The sequence below is a fragment of the Azospirillum aestuarii genome (assembly GCF_016632405.1).
GTDB lineage: Bacteria > Pseudomonadota > Alphaproteobacteria > Azospirillales > Azospirillaceae > Azospirillum > Azospirillum aestuarii.
Genome location: NZ_JAEPIV010000003.1, coordinates 31398 through 55488, shown reverse-complemented (window position 1 = coordinate 55488; position 24091 = coordinate 31398). Strand labels below are relative to the sequence as shown.

The 24091-nt window shown below is 68.1% G+C and carries 26 protein-coding genes; 8 read left to right on the top strand and 18 right to left on the bottom strand.

Annotation, left to right across the window (positions count from 1 at the left end; all coding sequences use genetic code 11):
• The first annotated feature begins 2 nt into the window (after nucleotides 1-2).
• The 4 genes from JJL56_RS09595 (at nucleotide 3) to rpsD (ending at nucleotide 2301) form a co-directional block, all read left to right on the top strand.
• Nucleotides 3-695: a PAS domain-containing transcriptional regulator gene (locus JJL56_RS09595; RefSeq protein ID WP_247889384.1), complete on the top strand. Its 693-nt coding sequence runs from the start codon at nucleotides 3-5 to the stop codon at nucleotides 693-695.
• A 156-nt stretch (nucleotides 696-851) separates the two neighbouring features.
• A complete protein-coding gene (locus tag JJL56_RS09590; protein ID WP_145625007.1) occupies nucleotides 852-1064 on the top strand; it encodes a hypothetical protein in 213 nt (70 codons plus the stop codon).
• Nucleotides 1065-1205: 141 nt separating this feature from the next.
• Nucleotides 1206-1502 (top strand): N(2)-fixation sustaining protein CowN, encoded by a 297-nt coding sequence (gene cowN, locus JJL56_RS09585; protein WP_014239500.1) that lies wholly within the window; start codon nucleotides 1206-1208, stop codon nucleotides 1500-1502.
• Nucleotides 1503-1686: 184 nt separating this feature from the next.
• Entirely contained in the window at nucleotides 1687-2301 is a 615-nt protein-coding gene (rpsD, locus tag JJL56_RS09580) for a 30S ribosomal protein S4 (protein WP_145625005.1), read from the top strand.
• Nucleotides 2302-2403: 102 nt separating this feature from the next.
• Here the strand turns inward: rpsD and JJL56_RS09575 are convergent, their stop codons facing one another.
• Both JJL56_RS09575 and JJL56_RS09570 read right to left on the bottom strand, forming a co-directional pair.
• Nucleotides 2404-2907, bottom strand: coding sequence for a hypothetical protein (locus JJL56_RS09575; protein WP_200485020.1), 504 nt, complete (start codon nucleotides 2905-2907; stop codon nucleotides 2404-2406).
• Nucleotides 2908-3196: 289 nt separating this feature from the next.
• Nucleotides 3197-4300, bottom strand: coding sequence for an alkene reductase (locus JJL56_RS09570; RefSeq protein ID WP_200485019.1), 1104 nt, complete (start codon nucleotides 4298-4300; stop codon nucleotides 3197-3199).
• Nucleotides 4301-4506: 206 nt separating this feature from the next.
• On the opposite strand from JJL56_RS09570, the gene JJL56_RS09565 reads away from it, so the two are divergent.
• On the top strand, nucleotides 4507-5178 hold the full coding sequence (locus JJL56_RS09565; RefSeq protein ID WP_145624995.1) for a TetR/AcrR family transcriptional regulator: 672 nt from the start codon (nucleotides 4507-4509) through the stop codon (nucleotides 5176-5178).
• Between the two features lie 17 nt (nucleotides 5179-5195).
• Here JJL56_RS09565 and rarD read toward each other — a convergent pair whose 3' ends face one another.
• The 7 genes from rarD to JJL56_RS09530 all read right to left on the bottom strand — a co-directional run bounded on the left by rarD (nucleotide 5196) and on the right by JJL56_RS09530 (nucleotide 11705).
• Nucleotides 5196-6170 carry an EamA family transporter RarD gene (rarD, locus tag JJL56_RS09560; RefSeq protein WP_145624994.1) on the bottom strand — a complete coding sequence of 325 codons (975 nt, stop codon included), beginning with the start codon at nucleotides 6168-6170 and terminating at the stop codon, nucleotides 5196-5198.
• Nucleotides 6171-6270: 100 nt separating this feature from the next.
• Nucleotides 6271-6705, bottom strand: a complete 435-nt coding sequence (locus JJL56_RS09555; protein WP_200485018.1) for a hypothetical protein — start codon at nucleotides 6703-6705, stop codon at nucleotides 6271-6273.
• 142 nt (nucleotides 6706-6847) lie between these two features.
• On the bottom strand, nucleotides 6848-7189 hold the full coding sequence (gene grxD / locus JJL56_RS09550) for a Grx4 family monothiol glutaredoxin (protein WP_145624992.1): 342 nt from the start codon (nucleotides 7187-7189) through the stop codon (nucleotides 6848-6850).
• Nucleotides 7190-7236: 47 nt separating this feature from the next.
• The gene (locus JJL56_RS09545; protein ID WP_038531271.1) at nucleotides 7237-7476 is read right to left on the bottom strand and encodes a BolA family protein; all 240 of its coding nucleotides are present in this window, start codon (nucleotides 7474-7476) and stop codon (nucleotides 7237-7239) included.
• A gap of 330 nt (nucleotides 7477-7806) precedes the next feature.
• On the bottom strand, nucleotides 7807-9987 hold the full coding sequence (gene purL, locus JJL56_RS09540; RefSeq protein ID WP_200485151.1) for a phosphoribosylformylglycinamidine synthase subunit PurL: 2181 nt from the start codon (nucleotides 9985-9987) through the stop codon (nucleotides 7807-7809).
• A 32-nt stretch (nucleotides 9988-10019) separates the two neighbouring features.
• Nucleotides 10020-10709: a phosphoribosylformylglycinamidine synthase subunit PurQ gene (gene purQ, locus JJL56_RS09535; protein ID WP_200485017.1), complete on the bottom strand. Its 690-nt coding sequence runs from the start codon at nucleotides 10707-10709 to the stop codon at nucleotides 10020-10022.
• A 99-nt stretch (nucleotides 10710-10808) separates the two neighbouring features.
• Nucleotides 10809-11705, bottom strand: coding sequence for a LysR substrate-binding domain-containing protein (locus JJL56_RS09530; RefSeq protein WP_200485016.1), 897 nt, complete (start codon nucleotides 11703-11705; stop codon nucleotides 10809-10811).
• A gap of 101 nt (nucleotides 11706-11806) precedes the next feature.
• On the opposite strand from JJL56_RS09530, the gene JJL56_RS09525 reads away from it, so the two are divergent.
• Nucleotides 11807-12982, top strand: coding sequence for an MFS transporter (locus tag JJL56_RS09525; protein ID WP_200485015.1), 1176 nt, complete (start codon nucleotides 11807-11809; stop codon nucleotides 12980-12982).
• Between the two features lie 3 nt (nucleotides 12983-12985).
• On the opposite strand, the gene JJL56_RS09520 is transcribed toward JJL56_RS09525, so the two are convergent.
• From JJL56_RS09520 to JJL56_RS09500, 5 genes are all read right to left on the bottom strand, one after another.
• A complete protein-coding gene (locus tag JJL56_RS09520) occupies nucleotides 12986-13675 on the bottom strand; it encodes an MOSC domain-containing protein (RefSeq protein WP_200485014.1) in 690 nt (229 codons plus the stop codon).
• The gene (locus JJL56_RS09515; protein WP_200485013.1) at nucleotides 13672-14307 is read right to left on the bottom strand and encodes a DNA-3-methyladenine glycosylase family protein; all 636 of its coding nucleotides are present in this window, start codon (nucleotides 14305-14307) and stop codon (nucleotides 13672-13674) included. Before JJL56_RS09515 ends, JJL56_RS09520 begins: the two co-directional genes overlap by 4 nt.
• Before the next feature lie 92 nt (nucleotides 14308-14399).
• A complete protein-coding gene (purS, locus tag JJL56_RS09510; RefSeq protein ID WP_038529315.1) occupies nucleotides 14400-14642 on the bottom strand; it encodes a phosphoribosylformylglycinamidine synthase subunit PurS in 243 nt (80 codons plus the stop codon).
• A gap of 49 nt (nucleotides 14643-14691) precedes the next feature.
• Nucleotides 14692-15456 (bottom strand): phosphoribosylaminoimidazolesuccinocarboxamide synthase, encoded by a 765-nt coding sequence (gene purC / locus JJL56_RS09505; protein WP_014239519.1) that lies wholly within the window; start codon nucleotides 15454-15456, stop codon nucleotides 14692-14694.
• Between the two features lie 115 nt (nucleotides 15457-15571).
• A complete protein-coding gene (locus JJL56_RS09500) occupies nucleotides 15572-16348 on the bottom strand; it encodes an NRDE family protein (protein ID WP_200485012.1) in 777 nt (258 codons plus the stop codon).
• Nucleotides 16349-16500: 152 nt separating this feature from the next.
• Between JJL56_RS09500 and JJL56_RS09495 the strand changes: the two genes are divergently transcribed.
• The gene (locus tag JJL56_RS09495; RefSeq protein WP_145624983.1) at nucleotides 16501-16821 is read left to right on the top strand and encodes a DUF1476 domain-containing protein; all 321 of its coding nucleotides are present in this window, start codon (nucleotides 16501-16503) and stop codon (nucleotides 16819-16821) included.
• 108 nt (nucleotides 16822-16929) lie between these two features.
• On the opposite strand, the gene purB is transcribed toward JJL56_RS09495, so the two are convergent.
• On the bottom strand, nucleotides 16930-18225 hold the full coding sequence (gene purB, locus JJL56_RS09490; RefSeq protein WP_035671612.1) for an adenylosuccinate lyase: 1296 nt from the start codon (nucleotides 18223-18225) through the stop codon (nucleotides 16930-16932).
• Between the two features lie 334 nt (nucleotides 18226-18559).
• Here purB and JJL56_RS09485 point away from each other — a divergent pair, with 334 nt between their 5' ends.
• Nucleotides 18560-21814: a bifunctional diguanylate cyclase/phosphodiesterase gene (locus JJL56_RS09485; RefSeq protein ID WP_200485011.1), complete on the top strand. Its 3255-nt coding sequence runs from the start codon at nucleotides 18560-18562 to the stop codon at nucleotides 21812-21814.
• A gap of 46 nt (nucleotides 21815-21860) precedes the next feature.
• Here JJL56_RS09485 and JJL56_RS09480 read toward each other — a convergent pair whose 3' ends face one another.
• The 3 genes from JJL56_RS09480 to map all read right to left on the bottom strand — a co-directional run bounded on the left by JJL56_RS09480 (nucleotide 21861) and on the right by map (nucleotide 24073).
• Complete coding sequence (locus tag JJL56_RS09480) at nucleotides 21861-22286, bottom strand: tellurite resistance TerB family protein (protein ID WP_145624981.1); 426 nt, start codon at nucleotides 22284-22286, stop codon at nucleotides 21861-21863.
• A gap of 84 nt (nucleotides 22287-22370) precedes the next feature.
• Nucleotides 22371-23150 (bottom strand): RadC family protein, encoded by a 780-nt coding sequence (gene radC / locus JJL56_RS09475; RefSeq protein WP_200485010.1) that lies wholly within the window; start codon nucleotides 23148-23150, stop codon nucleotides 22371-22373.
• A gap of 89 nt (nucleotides 23151-23239) precedes the next feature.
• On the bottom strand, nucleotides 23240-24073 hold the full coding sequence (gene map / locus JJL56_RS09470) for a type I methionyl aminopeptidase (protein WP_145677561.1): 834 nt from the start codon (nucleotides 24071-24073) through the stop codon (nucleotides 23240-23242).
• Nucleotides 24074-24091: the final 18 nt, after the last annotated feature.

The following is a 24091-nucleotide window of genomic DNA, read 5'->3' as shown; positions in this document are numbered from 1 at the left end:
ATATGGACGTTGGCCTCGTCCTGCTCGACGGCGACCGGCGCGTGGTGTCGGTCAACGCCGCCGTGGCGCGGATGCTGGGCCGTGACCGTCCGCTGCTGGGGGCCAGCCTGCACGACCTGCATCCGCCGGGCAGCCGGGCCAAAGTGGAGCTGCTGCTGGCCGCGGCGCACGATCCGGACTCCCCGGCGGTGGCCAGTTCCATGATGGTGGCGCTGCCGGGACGGACCATCGTGGTGAAGGCCACAGCCCTGCCGCCGGGCGGCGGGGCCGCGCTGGCCCTGATGCTGTTCGAGGTGAACGGCAAGGCGCTTCCCGAGCCGGCTCCGCCGTCGCCTGCGGACGCGGTGGCCGAACCCGTCACGCCGCTGGTTAAGCTGCCGATCACGACGCGCCAGGGCGTGGTTCTGATCGACCCTGCCGATGCGGTCTATGTGCAGGCCGACGGCCATTACACGCGGGTCCACACGGCGGACGGCGCTTTCTTCTGCTCGCTCTCCCTGTCGGAGCTGGAAGCGCGGCTGGACGGGCGGCAGTTCGTGCGGGCGCACCGGCGTTATCTGGTCAACCTGCGCCACGCCCAGGCCATCGACCGCAGCGACGGGCGGGCCGCCTTCGTCATGGCCGCCCCCGGCTCCCCCCGCGTGCCGGTCAGCCGTGGCCGGATCGAGCAGTTGAAGAAGCTGCTGGCCCTCTAGCCTTTCTCCTTACGCGCATCAGGGTTGATCCCGCCGCCTTGTGACTTCCGACGGCGGTTGATCCGCCTCAATCGTCCCGTCCCGCCGCAGGCGTAGAACAAAGCCATGGCCGGCGCCCGCATCGGGTGGGCGCCAGGATGACGAGGAGATACGGCCATGGCTTTCCTGGACGACGACCACGCCTATGTGGACCAGCTCGTGGTGGAGTATTACGGCGACCGCCTGACCGGGCTCGCGCCGGAGCGTCTCGCCGCTCTGCACGCGCTGTTCGGCGAGGTGATGTGGCACGAGGGGATCGAAGCGCTGACCCCGCAGCGGCTGAACACGCTGCTGGACTTCACCGAGGAAGAGCTGTCGCACGCCGCCTGAGTGGTGAGAGCGCGAACCGTTCGCGCAGGACACCCGCCGTTCGCGCCGTCCGCCCGCCGTTCGTGCAGCGGGTCTTGTTCCCGGACCCGCCTTCCGCGATGAGAGAGGTCAATACAAGCCTCTTGCGCAGGAAACACGACCGTGGACGCAACCGACACTCCCGACCGCTACGTCTCCTTCAAGGGCATCGACTGCGAGGGCAACTCCCGCCGCATCATCGAGCGCCTGTACATGCACATCGACGACCCGGCCAAGACCAACGCCTTCTGGGAACGCTTCCGGGCGAAGCTGGCCGTGGCCGACGATCCGTTGAAGCGTCAGGCGGACGGGCTGTGCCTGCTCTGCGCCAACGTCTATTACATCTCCGACCTCTTCGAGGAATACGAGGACGAGGAGGGCTTGGCCATGCTGCGCCAGCTCGAGGACGAGTGCTGCTGAGGCTTCGTGGTTCGACACGACTCATGGTTTGACCCGACTCATGGTTTGACAAGGCGCGCCGAATCCGTATAGTGCGCGCCTTCACTCCTGGGAAAGCGGGCGTGCCTCTTGTTTGCGCCCCGTCCGCGGCCTGTTCCGCGGAACTACCGGGACAAAACCAACTCGTGTTCCATCGAGGACCAAAATGGCCAAGCGTCAACAGTCCAAGTACAAGATCGACCGCCGCCTCGGCGTAAACCTCTGGGGCCGCGGCAAGTCGCCGATCAACAAGCGTGAGTATGGCCCCGGCCAGCACGGCCAGCGCCGCAAGAAGCCGTCCGACTACGGCCTGCAGCTCATGGCGAAGCAGAAGCTGAAGGGCTACTACGGCAACATCGGCGAGAAGCAGTTCCGCCGCATCTACGCCGAGGCCGTGCGCCGCAAGGGCGATACCGGCGAGAATCTGGTGGGCCTGCTGGAGCGCCGCCTGGACGCGGTGGTCTACCGCATGAAGTTCGCGCCGACCCCGTTCGCCGCGCGCCAGATCGTCAACCACGGCCATATCCTGGTCAACGGCCGCCGCCTGAACATCCCGTCGGCCCAGATCAAGGAAGGCGACACCATCGAGGTGCGCGCCAAGTCCAAGCAGATGGCCCTCATCCTCGAGGCCGCCGCCTCGGGTGAGCGCGACACCCCGGACTACCTGGAAGTCGACACCGGCGCCCTGAAGGGCCGCTTTGTTCGCATCCCGCTGCTGGCCGACATTCCGTACCCGGTCCAGATGGAACCGAACCTGGTCGTCGAGTTCTACTCGCGCTGACCGTTCGGCCCAGCCGACACAAGAAAGGCCGCGCCTCCGGGCGCGGCCTTTTTCGTTTGGGGAAATGCTTAAGAGAGCATGCAAAGATTTTAGAGTATGCTCCTAATCTTTGTAGAATTCATCTTGTGAAACACTTTCAACTTCCGCAACCCCATTGCTACCACGCACTCTGACTTCACGGATAACTGGGTCTGATCCGTGACACCATCCCTCAAAGCTGCGTTTGAATAGAATATTGGCATCCTTCTTTATTTCTGCCCAAGCGGTTAAGGTTGCCCCGCATTCTCCCTGTGCATTCCAGATTTCAGGAGTGGGTCCGACGGTAACGTGATAGGCGCCGCTGCTGAGGGAGCAGGTTCTTTTGGCGGTAATTGCATAACGAAGATCGTTATATTCATTTTCAACAAATAAATTCCACGGGTCCCAATCATCAGGCCCCAATCCTTCAATTAACTTGTCACCATCGGAGTTCCATGCTCCTACGTATTTTATAGAAAGAATGTCACTCTCGCTATCGCACAAATATTTAACGGCAACCGCGAATTGGTCGGCATTTGCGTTTGCGGAGAATAGAAAAATAGAAAATAGTAAAACTAAAAATTTCATTTTTCCGCCTTTTGGTGTCTGTGTTTGCTTTTTCAGAAGGCCAGGATCTGAGTTTAAGGGTGTTAAGGCTGACGGACTCTCGGATTGTTGGCATAATGCCATTTAATAAATACCATTAATCGAACATGATGTAAATAAATCAGCTCAATACGCGTAGCGATTCAGATTTGGCATCGAAAATGGGATCTGGTGGAGTTCGACCCTGAAAGGGATTGAAAAAAGCCGGAACCCTTGCGGGTCCCGGCCTTGAGGTGCGGGGATCGGGGGCAATCCCCGCGGGGGAGAGGGATCAGGCGTCGGCCGTTTCCAGCGCCGGATAGTCGGTGTAGCCGTGGGCGTCGCCGCCGTAGTAGCTGGTCTTGTCCGGCGTGTTCAGCGCCGCGTTCCGGCGGAAGCGCTCCGGCAGGTCCGGGTTGGCGATGAAGGGCTCGCCGAAGCTCACCGCGTCCGCCGCGCCGGCGGCGATGGCCGCCTCGGCCTGCTCCTTGCTGTAGCCGCCGTTGATGATGAAGGGGCCCTTGAAGATCCGGCGCAGCTCCGCCGCGAGGTGCGGGGCACCTTCCGGCGGGGCCATGTGATGGCCCGGCTGGCCTTCGATGACGTGCAGGAAGGCGAGGCCGAAGGGGTTCAGCACCTCGGTGACGTGGGTGTAGAGCGCCCGCGGGTCGCTGTCGGCCATGTCGTTGAAGGTGCCGGTCGGCGACAGCCGGACGCCGACCCGGCCGGGGCCGACGGCGGTGGTCACCGCGTCCACGATCTCCAGCAGGAAGCGCGCCCGGTTTTCCACGCCGCCGCCGTAGCGGTCGGTGCGCTTGTTGGTGCGGTCGCGCAGGAACTGGTCGATCAGGTAGCCGTTGGCGCCGTGGATCTCCACCCCGTCCAACCCGGCGTCGAACACCGCCCGCTTGGCGGCGTCGGCGAAGGCCTTGACTAGACCGGGGATCTCGCCGGTTTCCAGGGCGCGCGGGGTGGGGAAGGGCAGCAGACCCTTGCTGGTGTAGGACTCCCCGGCGGCGGCGATCGCCGAAGGGGCGACCGGCAGGGCGCCGTTCGGCTGGAATTCCGTGTGGGAGATGCGGCCGACGTGCCAGAGCTGCGCGGCGATCAGCCCGCCCTTGGCGTGGACCTCCTCCGCGATGCGGCGCCAGGCGAGCGTCTGCGCGTCGGTGTGGAGGCCCGGCGTGCTGGGATAGCCCTGGGCGGTGGCCGAGACCTGAGTCGCCTCGGTGATGATGAGGCCGGCGGAGGCGCGCTGGCCGTAATAGTCGGCCATCAGCGGGGTGGGAACGTTGCCCTCGCCCGCGCGGCTGCGGGTCATCGGCGCCATGATGACGCGGTTCGGCAGCTCCATGGAGCCAAGACGCAGCGGCGTGAACAGATCGGCGGTGGTCATGATGCGGTTGCCCTCTCGATTCAAAAATCGGGTCCCACGTTGGGGCGTCCCAAAGTGGGGTCCGGGGTTCCGCGGGTTGGGCGGTGCCCGGTATGTATGTGGGTACATACTTGCCAGCGCCATACGGGCTTGTCAAGTATGCACGCGCATACCTATTATCATTTCAGCCGCCACACAGATCGGCGGCCAGTGAGAGGGCCTGTATCGTGGACAAGACCGACACCCCGGCGACCGCCCCGGCTATTGACGACGGCTGTTGCGCCGCCGGTGCCGACGCGCCCGCGCGCAAGCGCGACCGCGAGGCGACCAAGGGCGTCCTTCTGGACGCGGCCAAGATGGTGTTCGCCGAGCGCGGCTTCGACGCCGCGACCACGCGCGATATCGCGGGCCGTGCTGGCGTGAACGAGCAGCTGATCCAGCGCTATTTCTCGGGCAAGGCCGGATTGCTGCTGGCCGTCGTGGAGCGCTACGGGCGCGAGGAGGGGAGCGGCTGCGCCATGCCGCCGCCCGGAGACGATCTGGAGGAGGATCTGGCCGCCTTCCTGCTGCACCAGCTCCGCCACGCCTGGAAGTGCCGTGACTTCACGCGGGTGATGCTGGCGCGCGCGCTGGTCGATCCGGACATCGCGAACGAGATGGCGCGCACCCTGTCGGAAAGCCGCATCCCCTGCCTGCTCAGCCGGTTGGAAATCTTCCGCGCGCGCGGGGCGATCGCGCCCGACGCCGACCTCGCCCATGTCGCGGCGGGCATCGCCACGCTCAGCTTCGGGCTGGGCTTCCTCGATCAGGTGGTGTTCGGGCGTTGCCCGGACCGTGTCAACGAGGTGGTGCGGACGCTCGCCCACACCATGGCCCACGGCCTCGCGCCGCGGGCCTGAGCCACCTCAATCCGCCATCAATCGGCGCGGCAGGCGGCGGCACGGGCCTGCTCCGCGCGGGCCTCGGCGCGGGCGGCCCGGTGGGTGAACAGCGCGTCCGCCGAATAGAGCGCCAGGGCCACCCAGATGCAGCCGAAGGCCAGCAGGTGCGAGGAGGTGAAGGCCTCGCCATAGACCGCGACACCCAGCAGGAGCTGCCCGGTCGGGCTGATGTATTGCAGGATGCCGATGGTCGACAGCTTCAGCCGGGCGGCGCCGACCATGAACAGCACCAGCGGGATGGCGGTCACCGGGCCGGTCAGGATGATCAGCAGGTCGGTGCCCAGCCCGTGCGCGCCGAAACTCCCCAGGCCCTGGGCGTTCAGCCACAGCAGATAGGCGATGGCCGGCGGCACCAGCAGCACCGTTTCCACCAACAGCCCGATCAGCGGGTCGATGGCCGCCTTCTTGCGGACCAGAGCGTAAACGCCGAAGGTCAAGGCCAGCGACAGCGCCACCCAGGGAACCTCCCCGTAGGACAGGACGAGGCTCAGCACGCCCGCCGCCGCGATCAGGACCGCCACGCCCTGCCGCTTCGACAGCCGCTCCTGAAGGAAGGCGATGCCCAGCAGGACGTTGATGATCGGGTTGATGTAATAGCCGAGACTCGATTGGACCATATGGCCGTTGTTCACGGCCCAGATGAAGATGGTCCAGTTGCTGCCGATCAGCGCGGTCGTCACCAGGAAGATGCCCAGCCGCCGCCAGCTCCCCACCCCGCGCAGGATGCCGGACAGGCCGCGCGTCGGCACCAGCCACAGCCCGACCAGCACCACGGTCCACAGCACCCGGTGGGCGACGACCTCCACCGCCCCGACGTTGCCAAGCTGCTTGAAGAAGACCGGCGCCAGCCCACCCCAGATCAGGAAGGCGGTCAGGGCGGCGGCGAAGCCCAGGGTGGCGGGGTTGCGCCCGTCGGCCTGCGGCAAGGAGGGGGAGGGAGTCTGGGCCATGACTCCCCTTTACCATGCCCAAGAAATGGGCGATAGGAACGCCCCCTCATGCCCGCACTGCGCGCCGGGAATGCCGCAGTTCCCGCAGGGGTTTTCCCGCTCAGCCCCCTCCGCCGCCTGCGGTGCCGCTTCCGCTTCCGCTGCCGGTGGGGGCGCTGTTGCGTGGCATTGACCCCGACGACCCCGACGAGCCCCGGCCGATCGGGACGTTGGTGCCGACGCCCTCGTTGCGGACCAGCGCGCGGGCCTCGCGCAGCCGGGTCACGCAGCCGTCCGGGTCACCCTTGCCGGCGGCGGACCGCGCCTCGCCCAGCAGGCCGCGCAGCCGGTCCTTCTGCTCACCGGTCAGGGCGGTGTGGTTACGCCCGCCGGCCACCACCTTGTCGCCCAGAAACAGGTCGGAGAAGCGGGACACCTCGTCCCGGCAGGCGGTCAGCCGTTCCTGCTTCGTGACCGTTCCGTCCTGGCCCTGCGCCTGAGCGGGAAGAGACATCAGAGCCAGCAGCGCCGCCGCTGGAAACACGCGCCTGTCCATGACCGGGCCTCCTTTTCCGTGCCGACACCTCCACGGATTCATCGATGGAAAAACAAGGGCCGCCCGGCACCGGTTCCGCCAAAGGAAAAGGGCCCCGCGGTGGCGGAGCCCTTTGTCACACACCTTCGGCAAGGAGCACCGATCAGGCGTTGGCACCCGTCGCGACGCCCTTGTCGGCCAGCAGCGACTGCAGCTCGCCCGACTCGTACATCTCGCGCACGATGTCGCAGCCGCCGACCAGCTCGCCTTTGACGTAGAGCTGCGGGAAGGTCGGCCAGTTCGAGTAGTCCTTCAGCCCCTGGCGCAGGCCTGGGTCCTCCAGGATGTTCACGCCCTTGAACTTCACGCCGACGGTGCTGAGCACCTGGACGACGGCGGCGGAGAAGCCGCACTGCGGGAAGACGGGCGTACCCTTCATGTACAGCACGACATCGTTGCCCTTGATGTCCTGCTCGATGCGATCCTTGACGTTCTGGTCAACCATGTCTCTCGGCCTTCTTACGATGTCATCGTGTTGTGCGGGATGCCGTCCTACGCGCCTTCCGGCACGGCGGTGGTCAGGGCCAGGGCGTGCAACTCCCCGCCCATCCTGCCCTGGAGGGCGGCATAGACCATCTGGTGCTGCTGCACGCGCGACTTGCCCTTGAAGGCGGCGGAGGTGACCAGCGCGGCGTAATGGTCGCCGTCGCCGCGCAGGTCGGCGATCTCCACCGTCGCGTCCGGGATGCCTTCCCTGATGAGCTTCTCGATCACCGCGGCTTCCATCGCCATGGCCGTCATCCTGTTCCGTCAATCCCTGCCCATGCGGGCACTGCCCGTATAATTAGGCGGAGCGGCCGGGTTTGTCACCGGAGAAGCGACGACATTCCGCGGTGCGAAGGGTTTGGTGGTGTTGGAGCTCTTGCCCCCACCCTAACCCTCCCCCGCTGGGCGGGGGAGGGGATGATGTTTGCAGCGGATAAACTCCCTCTCCTGCGAAGCGGGGGAGGGAAGGGGCCCGCGGCGAAACCGTGGGAAGGGTGGGGGCAAGGCTCCGCCCCAAAACGAAAAGGCCGGGCGATGGCCCGGCCTTCCGTTCTTCGAACCCTCAACCGCGTCCGATCACTCGGCGGCGGCCATGTAGCCGGGCAGCCAGGCCTCGTTGGCCTTCTTCAGGCGGGCGATGGTGATCGCCTCGCCGCCCCGGCCGGTCAGGGCCGTGCCGTTGGTCTTGCCGAGCACGCTCACCGGCACGCCGGCCGCCTTCGCCTTCTCCTGCACCGCGGCGGCCTTGTCGGCGCGGACGGCCAGGACGTAGCGGCCCTGGTCCTCGCCGAACAGGGTGCCGGCGTCGGCGCCGTCGAGGCCCGACAGGTTGGCGCCGATGCCGCCGGCCATGGCCATCTCGGCCACGGTGACCAGCAGGCCGCCGTCCTGGATGTCGTGGCTCGACACCACCAGACCCTCGGCGATCAGGCCGCGGACGAACTCGCCGTTGCGGCGCTCCACCGCCAGATCGACCGGCGGCGGCGGGCCCTCTTCGCGGCCCAGGATCTCCCGCAGGTAGAGCGATTGGCCGAGATGGCCGGTGCCTTCGCCGACGAGCAGGATGGTGTCGCCCTCGTTCCGGAAGGCGATGCCGACGGCGATCATGGCGTCCGGCAGCAGGCCGACGGCGCCGATGGCCGGGGTCGGCAGGATCGCCTCGCCGTTGGTCTCGTTGTAGAGCGACACGTTGCCCGACACGACCGGGAAGTCCAGCGCGCGGCAGGCGTCGGCCATGCCCTGGATGGCGCCGACGAACTGGCCCATGATCCGCGGCTTCTCGGGGTTGCCGAAGTTCATGTTGTCGGTGACGGCCAGCGGCAGGGCGCCGACGGCGGACAGGTTGCGGTAGGCCTCGGCCACCGCCTGGGCGCCGCCGCGCACCGGGTCGGCGAGGCAGTAGCGCGGGGTGCAGTCGGTGGTGACGGCGATGCCCTTGCTCTGGCCGGGCAGCCGCACCACGCCCGCGTCGGCCTGACCGGACATGAAGCGGGTGTCGCCGTTCACGAGGCTGTCATACTGCTCCCAGATCCAGCGCTTGGACGCCTGATCGGGGCAGGACATGATTTTTTCCAGGATGTCGCCCAGCGTCCTGTCGGCCGGCAGGGCGCGCACGGCGTCCTCCAGCTCCGCGGCGGGCGGGGTCGGCTCCCACGGGCGGTCATAGAGCGGCGAGGCGTTGGAGACCGGCGCGATCGGCATGTCGCACCAGGTCTGGCCGTGCATCTTGATGACCAGCTTGCCGTTGTCGGTCAGCGTGCCGATCACGGCAAAGTCCAGCTCCCACTTGTCGAAGATCGCCTTGGCGACCTCCTCGCGGCCGGGCTTCAGGATGATCAGCATGCGCTCCTGGCTTTCGGAGAGCATGATCTCGTAGGGGGTCATCCCCTCCTCGCGCATCGGCACGTCGTCGAGCACCAGCTCGATGCCGAGGCCGCCCTTGCCGGCCATCTCGACCGAGGAGGAGGTGAGGCCGGCGGCGCCCATGTCCTGGATGGCGACGATGGCGTCCGTCTCCATCAGCTCCAGGCAGGCCTCGATCAGCAGCTTCTCGGTGAAGGGGTCGCCGACCTGCACGGTCGGGCGCTTCTCCTCCGAATCCTCGCTGAACTCGGCCGAGGCCATGGTGGCGCCGTGGATGCCGTCGCGGCCCGTCTTGGAGCCGACATAGACCACCGGGTTGCCGATGCCCGCGGCGGCCGAATAGAAGATCCGGTCGGCCTTGGCCACGCCCACGGTCATCGCGTTGACCAGGATGTTGCCATTGTAGGCCGGGTGGAAGTTGGTTTCGCCGCCGATCGTCGGCACGCCGACGCAGTTGCCGTAATGGGCGATGCCGGCCACCACGCCCGACACCAGATGGCGGGTCTTGGGATGCTCGGGAGCGCCGAAGCGCAGCGCGTTCATGTTCGCGATGGGCCGGGCGCCCATGGTGAACACGTCGCGCAGGATGCCGCCCACGCCCGTCGCCGCGCCCTGGAAGGGCTCGATGTAGGACGGGTGGTTGTGGCTCTCCATCTTGAAGATGATGGCGTCGCCGTCGCCGGCATCGACCACGCCGGCGTTCTCGCCGGGGCCGCAGATGACCTGCGGGCCGGTGGTCGGCAGCGTCATCAGCCACTTCTTCGACGACTTGTAGGAGCAATGCTCCGACCACATCACCGAGATGATGCCCAGCTCCGTGTAGGTCGGCTGGCGCCCCAGGATCTCCAGGGCGTTGTTGTATTCCCCTTCGGACAGGCCGAACTCGCGGGCCATCTCCAGGGAGACTTCGGGCTGCTGCGCGGTGGTCACGACAGGGCCTCCACCAGACCATCGAACATGGGCTTGCCGTCGGTGTTGCCATGGAAGGCGGACACCGCGTCCTCGGGGTGCGGCATCAGGCCGAGCACGGTGCGCTTGGCGTTGAAGATGCCGGCGATACCGTCCAGCGAACCGTTCGGGTTCCACAGCGGATCGTCGCGGCCCTCGTCGCTGACGTAGCGGAAGGCCACCTGGCCCTCGCCGTCCAGCCGCTTCACCGTCTCGGCGTCGGTCCAGTAGTTGCCGTCGCCGTGCGCCACGGGGTAGCGGACGATCTGGCCCTTGCGGTACTTGGTCGTGAAGGGGCTGTCCGTGTTCTCCACCCGCAGATGCACGGTGCGGCAGATGAACTTCAGCTTGGCGTTGCGCATCAGCGCGCCGGGCAGCAGCCCCGCCTCGGTGATGATCTGGAAGCCGTTGCAGATGCCGAGCACCCGCACGCCCTGATCGGCCCGCGCCTTGACCTCGCGCATGATCGGCGAGTGCGCCGCCATGGCGCCGGAGCGCAGATAGTCGCCATAGGAGAAGCCGCCCGGCACGAGGATCAGATCGACCTTGGGCAGTTCGGTGTCGCGGTGCCAGACCAGATGCGGCTTGGTTCCGCTGGCGGCCTCCAGCGCGGCGACGGCGTCGCGTTCGCGGTTGGAGCCGGGGAAAACGATGACGGCGGCCTTCATGGGGCTTGGAAAATCCGGCGTCGTGGGGGGAACGGTTCGAGGCCGGACACTAAAGGCCCCGCCCCGCCAAAGCAAGGGCAAGGACCCCGCCATTCTCCCTTATCGGCCCTGCGTTGACGCGCCGGCGGCCTGTTCGCGCAGCCAATCGGGGAAGGCGGGCGCCTCGGTGTGGCCGCGCTGGCGGCTTTCCAGCAGGTAATAGTGACCGGACACCACCCCCTCGGCCCCCAGCGGCGCGGTCAGCCGGCCGGTCTCCAGCGGGCGTTCCACGAACAGCCGCGGCACGATGGCGACGCCCAGCCCGTCTTCCGCCGCCTGGATGGCGAAGTAGGTGTGGTCGACCTCCATGCGGCTGCGGAAGGCGTCCAGCTCCAGCCCGTGCGCCGTGCTCCAGGCCGGCAGCAGGTCGGCGCGGGCGCGGATGGTGATGACCGTCCGGCGGGTCAGGTCGGCGGGGCTGCGCAGCGTTTCCAGCCCCGGCAGGGACGGGCTGCACACCGGCACGCAATGCTCGCGCATCAGGGGCAGCGGCTTCAGCCCGGCGAAATGGGCGGGGTCGCGGCGGATGGCGTAATCGAAGGGACGGCCGATGTCGATCGGGCCGGGGGCGGTGGACAGCGACACCGCCAGCTCCGGAAAGCGCTGCTGGAAGAGGGGCAGGCGCGGCAGCAGCCAGTGCATGGCGAAGGTCGGGATGCAGTCCACCCGCAGCGTCCGCCGCCCGTCGCCGTCGAGCAGCGTGTCGGTCGCCTGCTGGATCTCGGTGAACAGGTCGGCGATGCGGGTGAAGTAGCGCCCCCCGGCCTCGGTCAGCCGGACCTGCCGCTGGCTGCGGTCGAACAGCGCGATGCCGAGGAAGAGTTCCAGGCTGCGGATCTGGCGGCTGACCGCGCCGGGGGTGACGTTCAGCTCCTCCGCGGCGAGGCGGAAGCTGGAATGGCGGGCGGCGGCGACGAAGGCCCGCAGGGCGTTCAGCGGCGGGAAGCGGGAGGACATCCGTTGAGTTTTTCTCACCGGTCGGCGGAAGACAAGTCGTTTGTCGGTGTCCGACCGGCTGGCTAGGGTGCCTGCCGTTTTCCGTCGTCCCCTGGTCCGTCATGTCGCACATCACCCGCCGGCTGGTCTGGTTCCTTGGCGTCTCGCAGCTGCTGTGCTGGGGGATTTCCTATTATCTGATCGCCATCTTCGGGAATCCCATGGCCGCCGACCTGGGCCTGAGCCTGCCGGTGGCCTTCGGCGGCTTCACGGCGGCGCTGCTGGTCATGGGGGTGGTGTCGGGCAGCGTCGGGCGGGCCATCGACCGCTGGGGCGGGCGGCCGGTGATGGTCATCGGCTCGCTGTTGACGGCGGCGGGCTGCCTGGGGCTGGCCTCCTCCACCGGGCTGGTGAGCTACTACGCCTCCTGGCTGGTCCTGGGGCTGGCGATGCGGGCGAGCCTGTACGAGGCGGCCTTCGCCGCCCTGGCCCGGCTGGGCGGCCCGCTGGCGCGGGTGCCGATCTCGCAGATCACGCTGCTGGGCGGGCTGGCCTCGACGGTGCTGTGGCCGGTGGGGCAGGCGATGGCCGACGCCTGGGGCTGGCGCGGCGCCCTGGTCGCCTACGCCGTCATCGCGCTTCTGACCATCCCGCTGCACGCCGCCATCCCGTCCGACCGCTATGTGCGCCCGGCGATTCCCGCTGGAACGGAGCCCGCCGGGCCCGTCGACCCGCGGCGGCGGAGCTGGGTGGCGCCGCTGTTCTACATGGTGATGACCACGGCGGTCGGCGTGCTGACCTCGGCGATGTCGGCGCACATGATCGGCATCCTGGTCGGGCTGGGGGCGGCGCCCGCGGCGGCGGTGTGGATTTCCACGGTGCGCGGCGTCGGCCAGTCCTCGGCCCGGCTGTGCGAGGTGCTGTCGGGGTCCCGCCTGCACCCCACCGCCCTGGCGTTGCTCGCCTGCGGCCTGCTGCTGCCCGGCTTCCTGATCGGCTTGTGGAGCGGCGAGGCGCTGGCCGCCGGCGTCGCCTTCTCCCTGCTGTTCGGAGCGGGGGCCGGGCTGGCGACGATCGTGCGCGGCACGCTGCCGCTGGTGCTGTTTGACCCGCAGAGCTACGGCCGGACGGTCGGGCGGCTGCTGGTGCCGAGCTTCTACGCCGCCGCCCTGGCGCCGATGGGCTACGCGGTCATCATCGAGCGGGCGGGGGAGACGGCGGCGCTTCTGCTGTCCGCCGTCCTGGCGCTGGTGGCGGTGGGCGCGGCGGGGGTGCTGTGGGCGACCGGCCGCCGATAGTCGTCAGTCGCCGCCGTTCAGGCGCTTGTTCCAGTCCTCGACGCCCTGAGCCAGCCGGCGTTCGGCCAGCGTGCGCCAGGTCTGGGCCAACACCGGCAAGGCGGCCATCTCCGCCAGCGCCTCGCGGTTCAGCGTGTCCACGTAGAGGACGTGCAGCAGCCGGGCGAGCGTCCATTGCGGGTAGGGGCGCTCGACCAGGGTCAGCCGGTCGCCGGGGCCGATACGGCCGGGTTCCGGCACTCGGTAGTACCAGCCGGTGCGCCCGGTGGTCTGGACGCGCCTGGCCATGTCGGGCACGGCGAAGCGGTGGTTGAGCTTCCAGCAGGGCTGGCGGGCCTGGGCAACCTCCAGCAGGGCGGTGCCGGCGCGGAAGCGGTCGCCGACGCAGACGTCGGCCTCGGTCAGCCCCAGCGTGGCGAGGTTCTCGCCGAAGGCGCCGGGCTGGCCGAGCAGCGGCACCTCCCCGCCCAGCTCGTCCCGCCACGCCGGGTGGTGGTCCAGCGGGTAATGGTGGATGGCCTTGTCCGGCCCGCCATGGACGCGGCGGTCGGCCTGCTCGTCGTCCAGAAAGCCCTCGGGGCCGACGGCGCGCGGGCCGTCCACCGGGAACTTGGCGATGGCGCTGGTCCGCCCCGGCGGGCCGAAGGCGGCGACCTTGCCGACGAGGACGGCGGTGATGGTGGTCTCGGTCACGGTGTCTTCTTCCCTTTGGGCGGCTTCGAGGCTCTGGCCTGCTCCTGCAGGGCCACGTAATGGTGCCAGACGAGCTGGGCGGCGAGGCTGCGGTGCGGGCGCCAGGGCTCGGCGACGGCGAGGAGCTGCGTCTGGGTCGGCTTCTCCGCCCAGCCCTTCAGCCGCTGCACGCCGAGCTGGATGGCCAGATCGCCGACCGGCCAGATGTCCGGCCGACCGAGCGCCATCATCAGGTAGATTTCGGCGGTCCAGCGCCCGATGCCCTTCAGCGCAATCAGCGCCGCGATGGCCTCCTCGTCGTCCATTTTGTGGATGGCGTCGAAATCGAGTTGGCCGTCCGCGACGGTCCGGGCCAGCCCGCGGGCGTAGCCGATCTTCTGGCGCGACAGGCCGCAGGCCCGCAGGTCCTCGTCGGGCAGGGCCAGGATGGCGTCGGGCGTCACCACCCCGACCATGGCCTGGAGCTTGGCCCACAGCGCCGCGGCGACCGTGGTGGAGAGCTGCTGCTCGATAATCAGGCAGAGCAGGCCGGAGAAGCCGTCCGGGCGGCGGAAGTCGCGCACCGTCGGGCCGCCGACGCGCAGGGACTCGGCGAAGATAGGATCGAGCGCGGAGAGGTGGTTGATGGACATGGCCGAACGAAAATGGGGGATGCGCAGCGGTTGCGCATCCCCCATTTTCCGACAGGCAGGATTGAGCGGAGGCGGCCTCAGGCCACCAACTCTCAGGCCACCAGCTCGATCGCGTAGTCTTCGATCACGGTGTTGGCCAGCAGTTTGGTGCACATGGCCTCGACCTCCTTGCGGGCGGCGGCCTCGTCGGTGCTCTTGAGCTGAAGCTCGATGACCTTGCCGGCGCGGACGTCCTCGACGCCGTCGAAGCCCAGCGTGTGCAGCGCGTGCGCGATGGCCTTGCCCTGGGGGTCGAGAACGCCGCGCTTGAGGGTGACGTGAACCTTCGCCTTCATCGGATGTCCGCTCGCTTGATGGTGCTGATGGGTAGGGGATAAAAGGGGGTTACTGAACCGTCTTGGGACCCTTGACGTCCACCGGGCCGCCTTCGGGCAGGATGCCGAGGCGCCGGGCGACCTCCTGGTAGGCCTCCTCGACCTGACCGAGGTCCTGGCGGAAGCGGTCCTTGTCCAGCTTCTCGTTGGTCTTGATGTCCCACAGGCGGCAGTTGTCGGGGCTGATCTCGTCGGCGAGGACGATGCGCATCTCCTCGTTCTCCCACAGCCGGCCGAACTCCAGCTTGAAGTCCACCAGCCGCAGGCCGATGCCGAGGAAGAGGCCCGACAGATAGTCGTTCACGCGGAGCGACAGCGCCACCATGTCGTCGAGGTCCTGCGGAGCCGCCCAGCCGAAGGCCGTGATGTGCTCCTCGGTGACCATGGGATTGTTCAGCTCGTCGGACTTGTAATAATACTCAATGATCGAGCGCGGCAGCGGGGTCCCCTCGGGGATGCCGAAGCGCTTGGACAGCGAGCCGGCGGCGGTGTTGCGCACGACCAGCTCGATGGGGATGATCTCGACCTCGCGAACCAGCTGCTCGCGCATGTTCAGGCGGCGCACGAAGTGCGTCGGCACGCCGATTTCCGACAAACGGCTCATCAGATACTCGGAGATGCGGTTGTTCAGCACCCCCTTGCCGGTGATGATGCCCTTCTTCTGGTTGTTGAAGGCGGTCGCGTCGTCCTTGAAGTACTGCACCAGCGTGCCCGGCTCCGGACCTTCGAACAGGACCTTCGCCTTGCCTTCGTAGATGCGCCGACGTCGTGTCATGAGAGATCGTCCAAAAACGTGTAGCCCGGGCCGACGGGTGACCGGTCCAGGGGATATGCACAAGTGATATAGCAAGCTGGCCCAGGGAACACAATGCGCGGGGTCCGCCACCGCCTCACCCCAAGGAGACGGGCTGCCATGGCGCCTCGTGAGGACGGCCGGCGGCGAAGTGCCAGACCGGGTCCAGGTCCGGGCGCTCCACGGCGGGCAGGGCGATCAGCGCGCTCGACACCGTGCCGAAGCCGGTGGGCAGCAGGAAGTTCATCGCCCCGCGTTCGCCCCGCGCTCCGTCCCAGATGCGGCTCGCCAGCAATTCCGGCCAGCCGCCCCACAGATCCCCGGCCTCGCCCCGTTCCGGGTCGGGCGGTGCTGTGTGCTGGAAGAGGGGAAGATACTGGGCCTGCCGCGGGTCCGCCGCCACGTCGTCCAGGTCGCTGGCGGTGATCATGTGCACGCCTTCGGGGATCTCGATCACCTCCGGGCGGTTGCGGGAGGAGGGGCCGCGATGGACGAGCAGCCGGGCGTCGCGGTTGTCGGCGATCAGCAGGTTGAAGGGGCGGTAGGCCCGCGTGTCGAGCTGCGCCATGGCCAGCGCCGCCTCCGCCGCGTCGGCGAAATCCAGCGCGTCGAGCACCAGCTCGCCGCGCGACCGCTTGCCGGCCTCCGGCCCCAGCGTGCCCATGCGGTTCAGCACGGCGGCGACGACGCCCTCGTCGTTCAGGCCCAGCCAGGAGCCGCCGGCCAGCTCGTCCAGCCCGGCGACCACGTTGGGGCGGTCGGGCCAGTGGCGCGCCGGCGCCGTCCAGGGCCGTCCGGCCATTTCGTCGCGGTTGGCGCCCAGGATCAGGGGCCATGTTGCGTCCGGTCGTCGCAGGAGGATCACGCTGCACATGGGGAATCTTGCCTTCCGCTTCCCTCTTGGGTATGTCGCCGCACGCCGGATTCGTCGATTGGCCGGTGGGTGGGGGCGATGACGACGCCCGATCCACCGGCTATATAGTCTTGTATCTGGGAGCGCAAAACCAATCCAAGGAGCAGGGTCCCATGACGACCTTCGACGAGCGCGAGAGGGCCTTCGAGAACAAGTTCCAGCACGACCAGGACCTGCTCTTCAGGATTCGCGCGCGCCGCGACCGGCTGGCGGGACTCTGGGCGGCGAGCCTGCTGGGCCTGACCGGGGGCGAGGCCGACGCCTACGTCCGCCAGATCATCGACGCCGACATCTCGGCCACCGGTCCGCACGACATCCGCGACCGTCTGGCCGCCGACCTGCACGCGAGGGGCGTGGACATCTCCGACCACCGCGTGGAGAAGGAGCTGGCCCAACTGCTGGACGTCGCCCGCCAGCAGGTGCACGCGGAGTAAGGGGCGTGCCCCCACCCTGACCCTCCCCTGTGTCAGCGGGGGAGGGAAGGGGCCCGCGGCGAAGCCGTGGGAAGGGTGGGGGCCCCGAAGACCGAAGCCCCCGACCGATCACTCGCCGAACACGCGCTTGAACACCATGTCGACGTTCTTCGTGTGGTAGGTCATGTCGAACATCGGGGCCAGCGTCTCGCGGGAGATGTGCTTCGCGACGTCGGCGTCCGACGACAGCAGGTCGAGGAAGTTGCCGCCCTTCTCCCACACCTGCATGGCGTTGCGCTGCACCGCCTTGTAGCTGTCCTCGCGGCTCATCCCGGCCTGGGTCAGGGCCAGCAGGACGCGCTGCGAGAAGACCAGTCCGCCCAGATCGTCCAGGTTCTTCTGCATGCGCTCCGGATAGACCACCAGCTTGTCCATCATGCCGGTCAGGCGGGCCAGCGCGAAGTCCAGCGTCACCGTGGCGTCGGGGCCGAACATGCGCTCGACCGAGCTGTGGGAGATGTCGCGCTCGTGCCACAGGGCGACGTTCTCCAGCGCCGGGACGACGGCGGCGCGGACGATGCGCGCCAGACCGGTCAGGTTCTCCGACAGCACCGGGTTGCGCTTGTGCGGCATCGCCGAGGAGCCCTTCTGGCCCGGATGGAAATACTCTTCCGCCTCGCGCACCTCGGTGCGCTGGAGGTGGCGGATCTCCACGGCCAGATTCTCGATCGACGAGGCGATGACGCCCAGCACCGAGAAGTAGAAGGCGTGACGGTCGCGCGGGATGACCTGGGTGGACACCGGCTCCGGCGTCAGCCCCATCTTGGCGGCGACGTGCTGCTCGACCCGCGGGTCGATGTTGGCGAAGGTGCCGACGGCGCCGGAGATGGCGCAGGTGGCGATGTCGGCGCGCGCCTGGACCAGACGCTCCCGCCCGCGGGCGAAGGCGGCGTAATGGCCGGCCAGCTTCAGGCCGAAGGTCGTCGGCTCGGCGTGGATGCCGTGGCTGCGCCCGATGGTGACGGTGTCCTTGTGCTCGTAGGCGCGGCGCTTCAGCACGGCCAGCAGCTTGTCCATGTCGTCGAGCAGCAGGTCGGCGGCCTGGGTCATCTGCACGGCGAGGCAGGTGTCCAGCACGTCGGACGAGGTCATGCCCTGGTGGACGAAGCGCGCCTCCGGCCCGACATGTTCGGCGAGGTTGGTCAGGAAGGCGATGACGTCGTGGCGGGTCTCCCGCTCGATCTCGTCGATGCGGTCGATCTCCCACTTGCCACGCTCCCACACGGCGGCGGCGGCCTCCTTCGGGATGACGCCCAGCTCCGCCTGCGCGTCGCAGGCGTGCGCCTCGATCTCGAACCAGATGCGGAACCGGTTCTCCGGCTCCCAGATGCGGGCCATTTCGGGGCGGGTGTAGCGGGGGATCATCGGACTCTCCGGGGGTGGCGGACCTGAACGCTTGGGGGCGGGCGGGGCGCATCGGGACTTTGCAGCGGCGGAAACCGCCCCGTCTTGCTCGCGCGCGGGACCATAGCCGCGCCGGACGGCGCTGCAAAGCCCCTTCGCAGCCCCATCGGACACGGCGCGCGCGTCATAAGGTTTCCAAGGACAGGCTCTTGTTCCCGGAAAAATCGCAAAGACTGGCAATTGGTCGCGCCGGCTTCTTCACCTTGAACTTGCCGAGCCCCGGTCGTGCGCACTAATGATGTGTCATATGCGCCGTGGACGGGCAACGCCGGGCGTGGTTCCAGGAGGGCTTTCGTTGTCCGATCCGATCGCCGAGTTGATGCGCGAGCCGTCCCGGACTTCGGACGAAAGGCGCCTTTACCGTCTGCAGTTCCTGACCTCCCTGTTTCTGGTCGCGGCGGTGGTGGTGGGCTTGGGCGCCTACTTCATCTGGCAGCACCGGCTGGATTTCGAAGCCGACCTGAGGCAGACCGAAGCCCGCTACCTGGAAGTGCAGCGCCAGACCCTGCAGGAGGAACTGGAGAACGCGCGCTCCTACCTCGCCTACATGCGGTCGCGCACCGAACCGCTGCTGCGCGCCGAGCTGCGCGCCAAGGTGGACGAGGCCTACGGCATCGCCTGGACCATCTACGAGCGCGAGAAGGAGTATCTGCCGGAGGTGTCGATCCGGCAGTCGATCAAGGAAACCCTGCGGCCCCTGCGCTTCTTCGCCGGGCGCGGCTACTACTTCATCGACGACATGCAGGGCACCTGCGTGCTGCTGCCCACCGACCCGCAGCGGGAGGGCAGCTCGCTGCTCGACAATCGCGACGACCAGGGGCGCCCGATCATGCGCAACCTGATCCGCGCCGTGGACGATCCGGAGATGCAGGGCTTCACCCGCTACCGCTGGTACGCGCCGGGCAACCCGCACAGCATGTCCGACAAGTTCGCCTATGTCCGCCGGTTCGAGCCGTTCGACTGGCTGATCGGGGCCGGCGACTATGTCGGGGCGGTGGAGGAGAAGCTCCAGCGCGAGACCCTGGAGCGGCTGCGCGCCCGGCGCTTCGGGGATTCGGGCTTCATCGCCGTTCTGCGCGAGGATGGCGAGGTGCTGCTCTCGCCGACCTCGCCGGCGGCGGAGGGCAGGAACGCCCGCGACCTGCCGTGGGAGACCGAGAGGGACCTGGTCACCCGCCTGCTGGAGGCCGGGCTGACGGGCGGCGGGGAGCTGCGCTTCGACTGGGTGCATCCGGTCACCGGGCGCCCGGCGCCGAAGCTGTCCTACGCCTCGGCGCCGGACGTCTGGGGATGGGTGCTGGTCGCCGGCTTCTACGCCGACGACATCGACTCCGTGATGGCCCAGCGGCGGGCCGAGATCAGCGCCGGCATGAAGAAGCGCATCCTGACCACGGTGGCGGTGCTGGCGCTGGCGCTGGGCGCGTCGGCCGGGGTGTCCTGGCTGGTCACCGGCTGGGTCCGCCGCATCGTCCGCGGCTACCAGTCGAACATGCGGGAGAGCGACAGCATGCTGCGCGAGCGGGCGCGGCAGCTCTATCTCGCCAACTTCTTCGTGGACCATGTGTCCGAGATCGTCGTGCTGGCGGATGCGGAGCTGCGCATCGCCTACGTCAACCCCTTCGGCTGCGACGCTCTGGGCGCCCCGCTGGCCGGGCTCGCCGGCACCCACGCCGACTTGCTGGAACGTTTCCGCGACGAGGCGGCCGAGGCGTCGGCCCATTACGAGACGCTCTACCAAACCCGCGACGGGCGCGCGCTGGAGCTGGAGGTGACGGCCAGCCGCGTCACCTACGAAGGCGACGCCTACTACTGCGCCATCGCCCGCGACATCTCGGAGCGCAAGCGCGCGGAGTGGGAGCTGCGGCTGTCCGCCAAGGTGTTCGACAACGCCGCGGAAGGCATGGTCGTCACCAACGAGAAGAACCGCATCGTCGCGGTCAACGACGCCTTCTGCCGCATCACCGGCTACAGCCGCGAGGAGGTGATCGGCGGCGATCCGGCCATGCTCGCCTCGGGCCGGCAGGACGGCGCCTTCTACGCCGAAATGTGGGTGAAGCTGAAGGAGGAGGGCCACTGGTCCGGCGAGATCTGGAACAAGCGCAAGTCCGGCGAGGTCTATCCGGAGTGGCTCAGCATCCAGATGGTGCGCAACGAGGCGGGGGAGGCCGTCAACTACATCGCCGCCTTCTCCGACATCACCGAGAAGCGCGCCCAGGAGGAGCGCATCCGGCACTTGGCGCAGTATGACTTCCTGACCGACCTGCCCAACCGCTTCCTGCTGTGCGACCGGCTGGAGCGCGCGATGCTCGCCGCCGACCGGCACGGCACCAAGGTGGGGCTTTTGTTCGTCGATCTCGACCGCTTCAAGACCATCAACGACAGCCTGGGGCATGGTGTCGGCGACCGGCTGTTGCGCGCGGTGGGGGCCCGGCTCCTGGAGACGGTGCGGGCCAGCGACACCGTCAGCCGCCAGGGCGGCGACGAGTTCGTCATCCTCGTCAACGACCTGGACGGACCCGACGCGGCCTGCTCGGTGGCCCGCAAGGTGCTGAGGGCGATGACCGAATCCTTCCCGGTGGACGGGCACGAGCTGCAGATCTCGCCGTCCATCGGCATCGCGCTCTATCCCGACGACGCGACGACCATCGACGCGCTTCTGAAATGCGCGGACATGGCGATGTACGCCGCCAAGGAGGCGGGGCGCGCCAACCATCAGTTCTTCACGCCGCAGCTGAACAAGCGGGCGTCGGAGCGGATGTGGCTGGAAAGCAACCTGCGCCACGCCCTGGCCGACAACGAGCTGGAGCTGCATTTCCAGCCGCAGTTCGCCGTGGACGGCCGCCGTCTTGTGGGCGCGGAAGGGCTGCTGCGCTGGCGCCGCCGCGACGGCACGATGATCCCGCCCGGCCAGTTCATCCCGGTGGCCGAGGACACCGGCCTGATCCAGCCGATCGGCGACTGGGTGCTGGGCGAGGCCTGCCGCCGCGCCGCCGACCTGCTCGCCCGCGGCCATCCGCTTCTCATCGCCATCAACCTGTCGGCGGTGCAGCTGCGCCGTCCCGGTCTGGCCGACCGCGTGGCCTTCTGGCTGGACGCCTACAAGGTCCCGGCCCGCTGCCTGGAGCTGGAGGTGACGGAAAGCGTCCTGATGGACGAATCCGACATGGTCACCGGCACCTTCGCCCGGCTGCGCGAGATGGGGGTGGCGCTGGCCATCGACGATTTCGGCACCGGCTATTCCAGCCTCAGCTATCTCAAGCGCTTCCGCGTCGACAAGCTGAAGATCGACCGCTCCTTCGTGACCAGCCTGACCGACGGGTCCGACGGCGGGGCCATTGCCGAGGCGATCATCGGCATGGCGCGCTCGCTGCGCATGCAGACCCTGGCCGAGGGGGTGGAGACCGAGGAGCAGTTCGGCGGGCTCGCCCGGCTGGGTTGCGACCAGATCCAGGGCTATCTGCTGGGCCGCCCCATGCCCTATGACGACTTCGTGGCCTTCATCGCCCGTCACGCCGCCCCCCCGGAAGCGGTCGGGGAGGCGGTCGGCTGATGGGCGATGCGCTCCAGGGAGCGCGGGCCAGGAGCGCGAGGGGGGCTTACGCGCCCAGCACGCTGCGGTCGTTCTTGGCGGCCAGCGCCTGGAAGTAGGGGCCGAGCTTGGCGTCGTCGAGGCCGAAGGCCTGCTGGAAGCGCGCGATCAGGTCACGCTCGCCCTGTTCGGCCTCGCCGTCGGCCATGGCGCTGTCGATCATGTTCAACAGGATGCACAGCCGCTGCTGCTCGTTCAGGTTCGGCGTGGCGGCGGCAAGGAAGGCGTCCGGCGGGGTGCTGCGCGCGTATTTGAAGCAGCGGTCCAGTTCCTCCCGCGTGGCGCTGCGGCCCATCACGGACAGCAGGTGGCCGACCTCCTCCGGGTCCAGCTCCCCGTCCGAGCCCATGCAGTAGATCAGCGAGACGACGAGCGTCCGGCGGGGGGTGAGATCCAGCGGCGCCGATCCCTTGAACATGTCGAAAAGGCCCATGGTGCTACCTCTATGGTGACGAACGCCGCACATATGGGGGCGCCGATCCAGGCGACAAGATGGGACTGCAGGACAGGGTTGCGGCTATATCAACCCTTGGGCTTTGAAGCTGACATGCTTGCCCTTGCCGACGATGACGTGGTCATGGACCGCGATGCCCAGGCTGTGGGCGGCGCGCAGGATCTCCTTGGTCATCTCGATGTCGGCGCGGCTGGGGGTGGGATCGCCGGACGGGTGGTTGTGCACCAGGATGATGGCGCTGGCCGACAGCTCCAGCGCGCGCCGCACCACCTCGCGCGGGTAGACCGGGGTGTGGTCCACCGTGCCGGTCTGCTGCACCTCGTCGGCGATCAGCTTGTTCTTGCGGTCGAGGAACAGCAGGCGGAACTGCTCCATCGGCTGGTGCGCCATGGCGGCGGTGCAGTAGTCCAGCAGCGATTGCCAGTTGGCCAGCACGGGCCGGTCCATCACCCGCTGGCGCATCCCGCGCAGCGCCGCCGCCCCGACCGCCCGCAGCGTCGCGACGGCCTTGTCGGAAGCCAGCGAAACCTCTCCCACGCAATAGGTGCGCAGACGGGGCGGCGGGGCGTTGACGACGCTCCAGATGTCGCCGAAATCGCGGATCAGGGCCTTGGCCAGCGGCTTCACGTCGCGGCGCGGGTTGACCGCGAAGAGGATCATCTCCAGCAGCTCGTAATCCTGGAGCGCGTCCGGGCCGCCGTCGAGGAAACGGGTGTAGAGACGCTGGCGGTGGCCCTTGTGGTGGGGGTCCTCCGAAGCAGGAATGGCGGACGGCTCCAGCCCGGGTAGCTCCCGAGCCTCCACCGCATCCCCAAGCCGCTTCGCGCTCTTCCGTCCCGCCATCCCGACGCCACCATACGAATGTGTGCGTCGGGACTATACCTCTTCCGCGCGAAAATCACATCCGCGGGAACATCACGCTCGGAGCGCCATCACACCGCCGCGGTCGCTTCCTCGGCCGGGACGGCGTAGGGGGGCTTGTGGAAGCCGGCGGGGGACAGGGTGAAGATCTCGCAGCCGTCCTTGGTCACGCCGATGGAATGCTCGAACTGGGCGGACAGCGACTTGTCCTTGGTCACCGCGGTCCAGCCGTCGCCGAGGATCTTCACGTCGTAGCGGCCGGCGTTGATCATCGGCTCGATGGTGAAGATCATGCCCTCGCGCAGGACGGCGCCGGTGCCGGGGTTGCCGAAATGCAGGACCGACGGCGGCTCGTGGAAGACGCGGCCCAGCCCGTGGCCGCAGAAGTCACGGACCACCGAGTAGCGGTGACCTTCCGCGAAGGTCTGGATGGCGTGGCCAATGTCGCCCAGCGTGGCGCCCGGCTTCACCTGGGCAATGCCGATCATCAGCGCGTCGTAGGTGACGTCCACCAGCTTCTTCGCCTTCACGCCGACGTCGCCGCACAGATACATGCGGCTGCTGTCGCCGTACCAGCCGTCCAGGATCGGGGTGACGTCGATGTTCAGGATATCGCCGTTCTGCAACCGCTTGTCGCCGGGGATGCCGTGGCAGACCACATGATTGACGGAAATGCAGTTGGCCTTCGGGAAGCCGCGGTAGCCGAGCGGGGCCGGGACGCCGCCATGGTCGCGGATGTGCTGCTCCAGCAGCCGGTCCAGCTCGCCGGTGGTGACGCCCGGCTGGACATAGGGCGTGATGAAATCGAGCGTGGCCGCGGCCAGCCGTCCGGCCTTGCGCATGCCCTCGAAATCCTCCGGCCCATGAATCCGGATGCGATGGGAATCGAGGTCGTCGTGGTCCAAGAGAGTCGTCCCTTACAG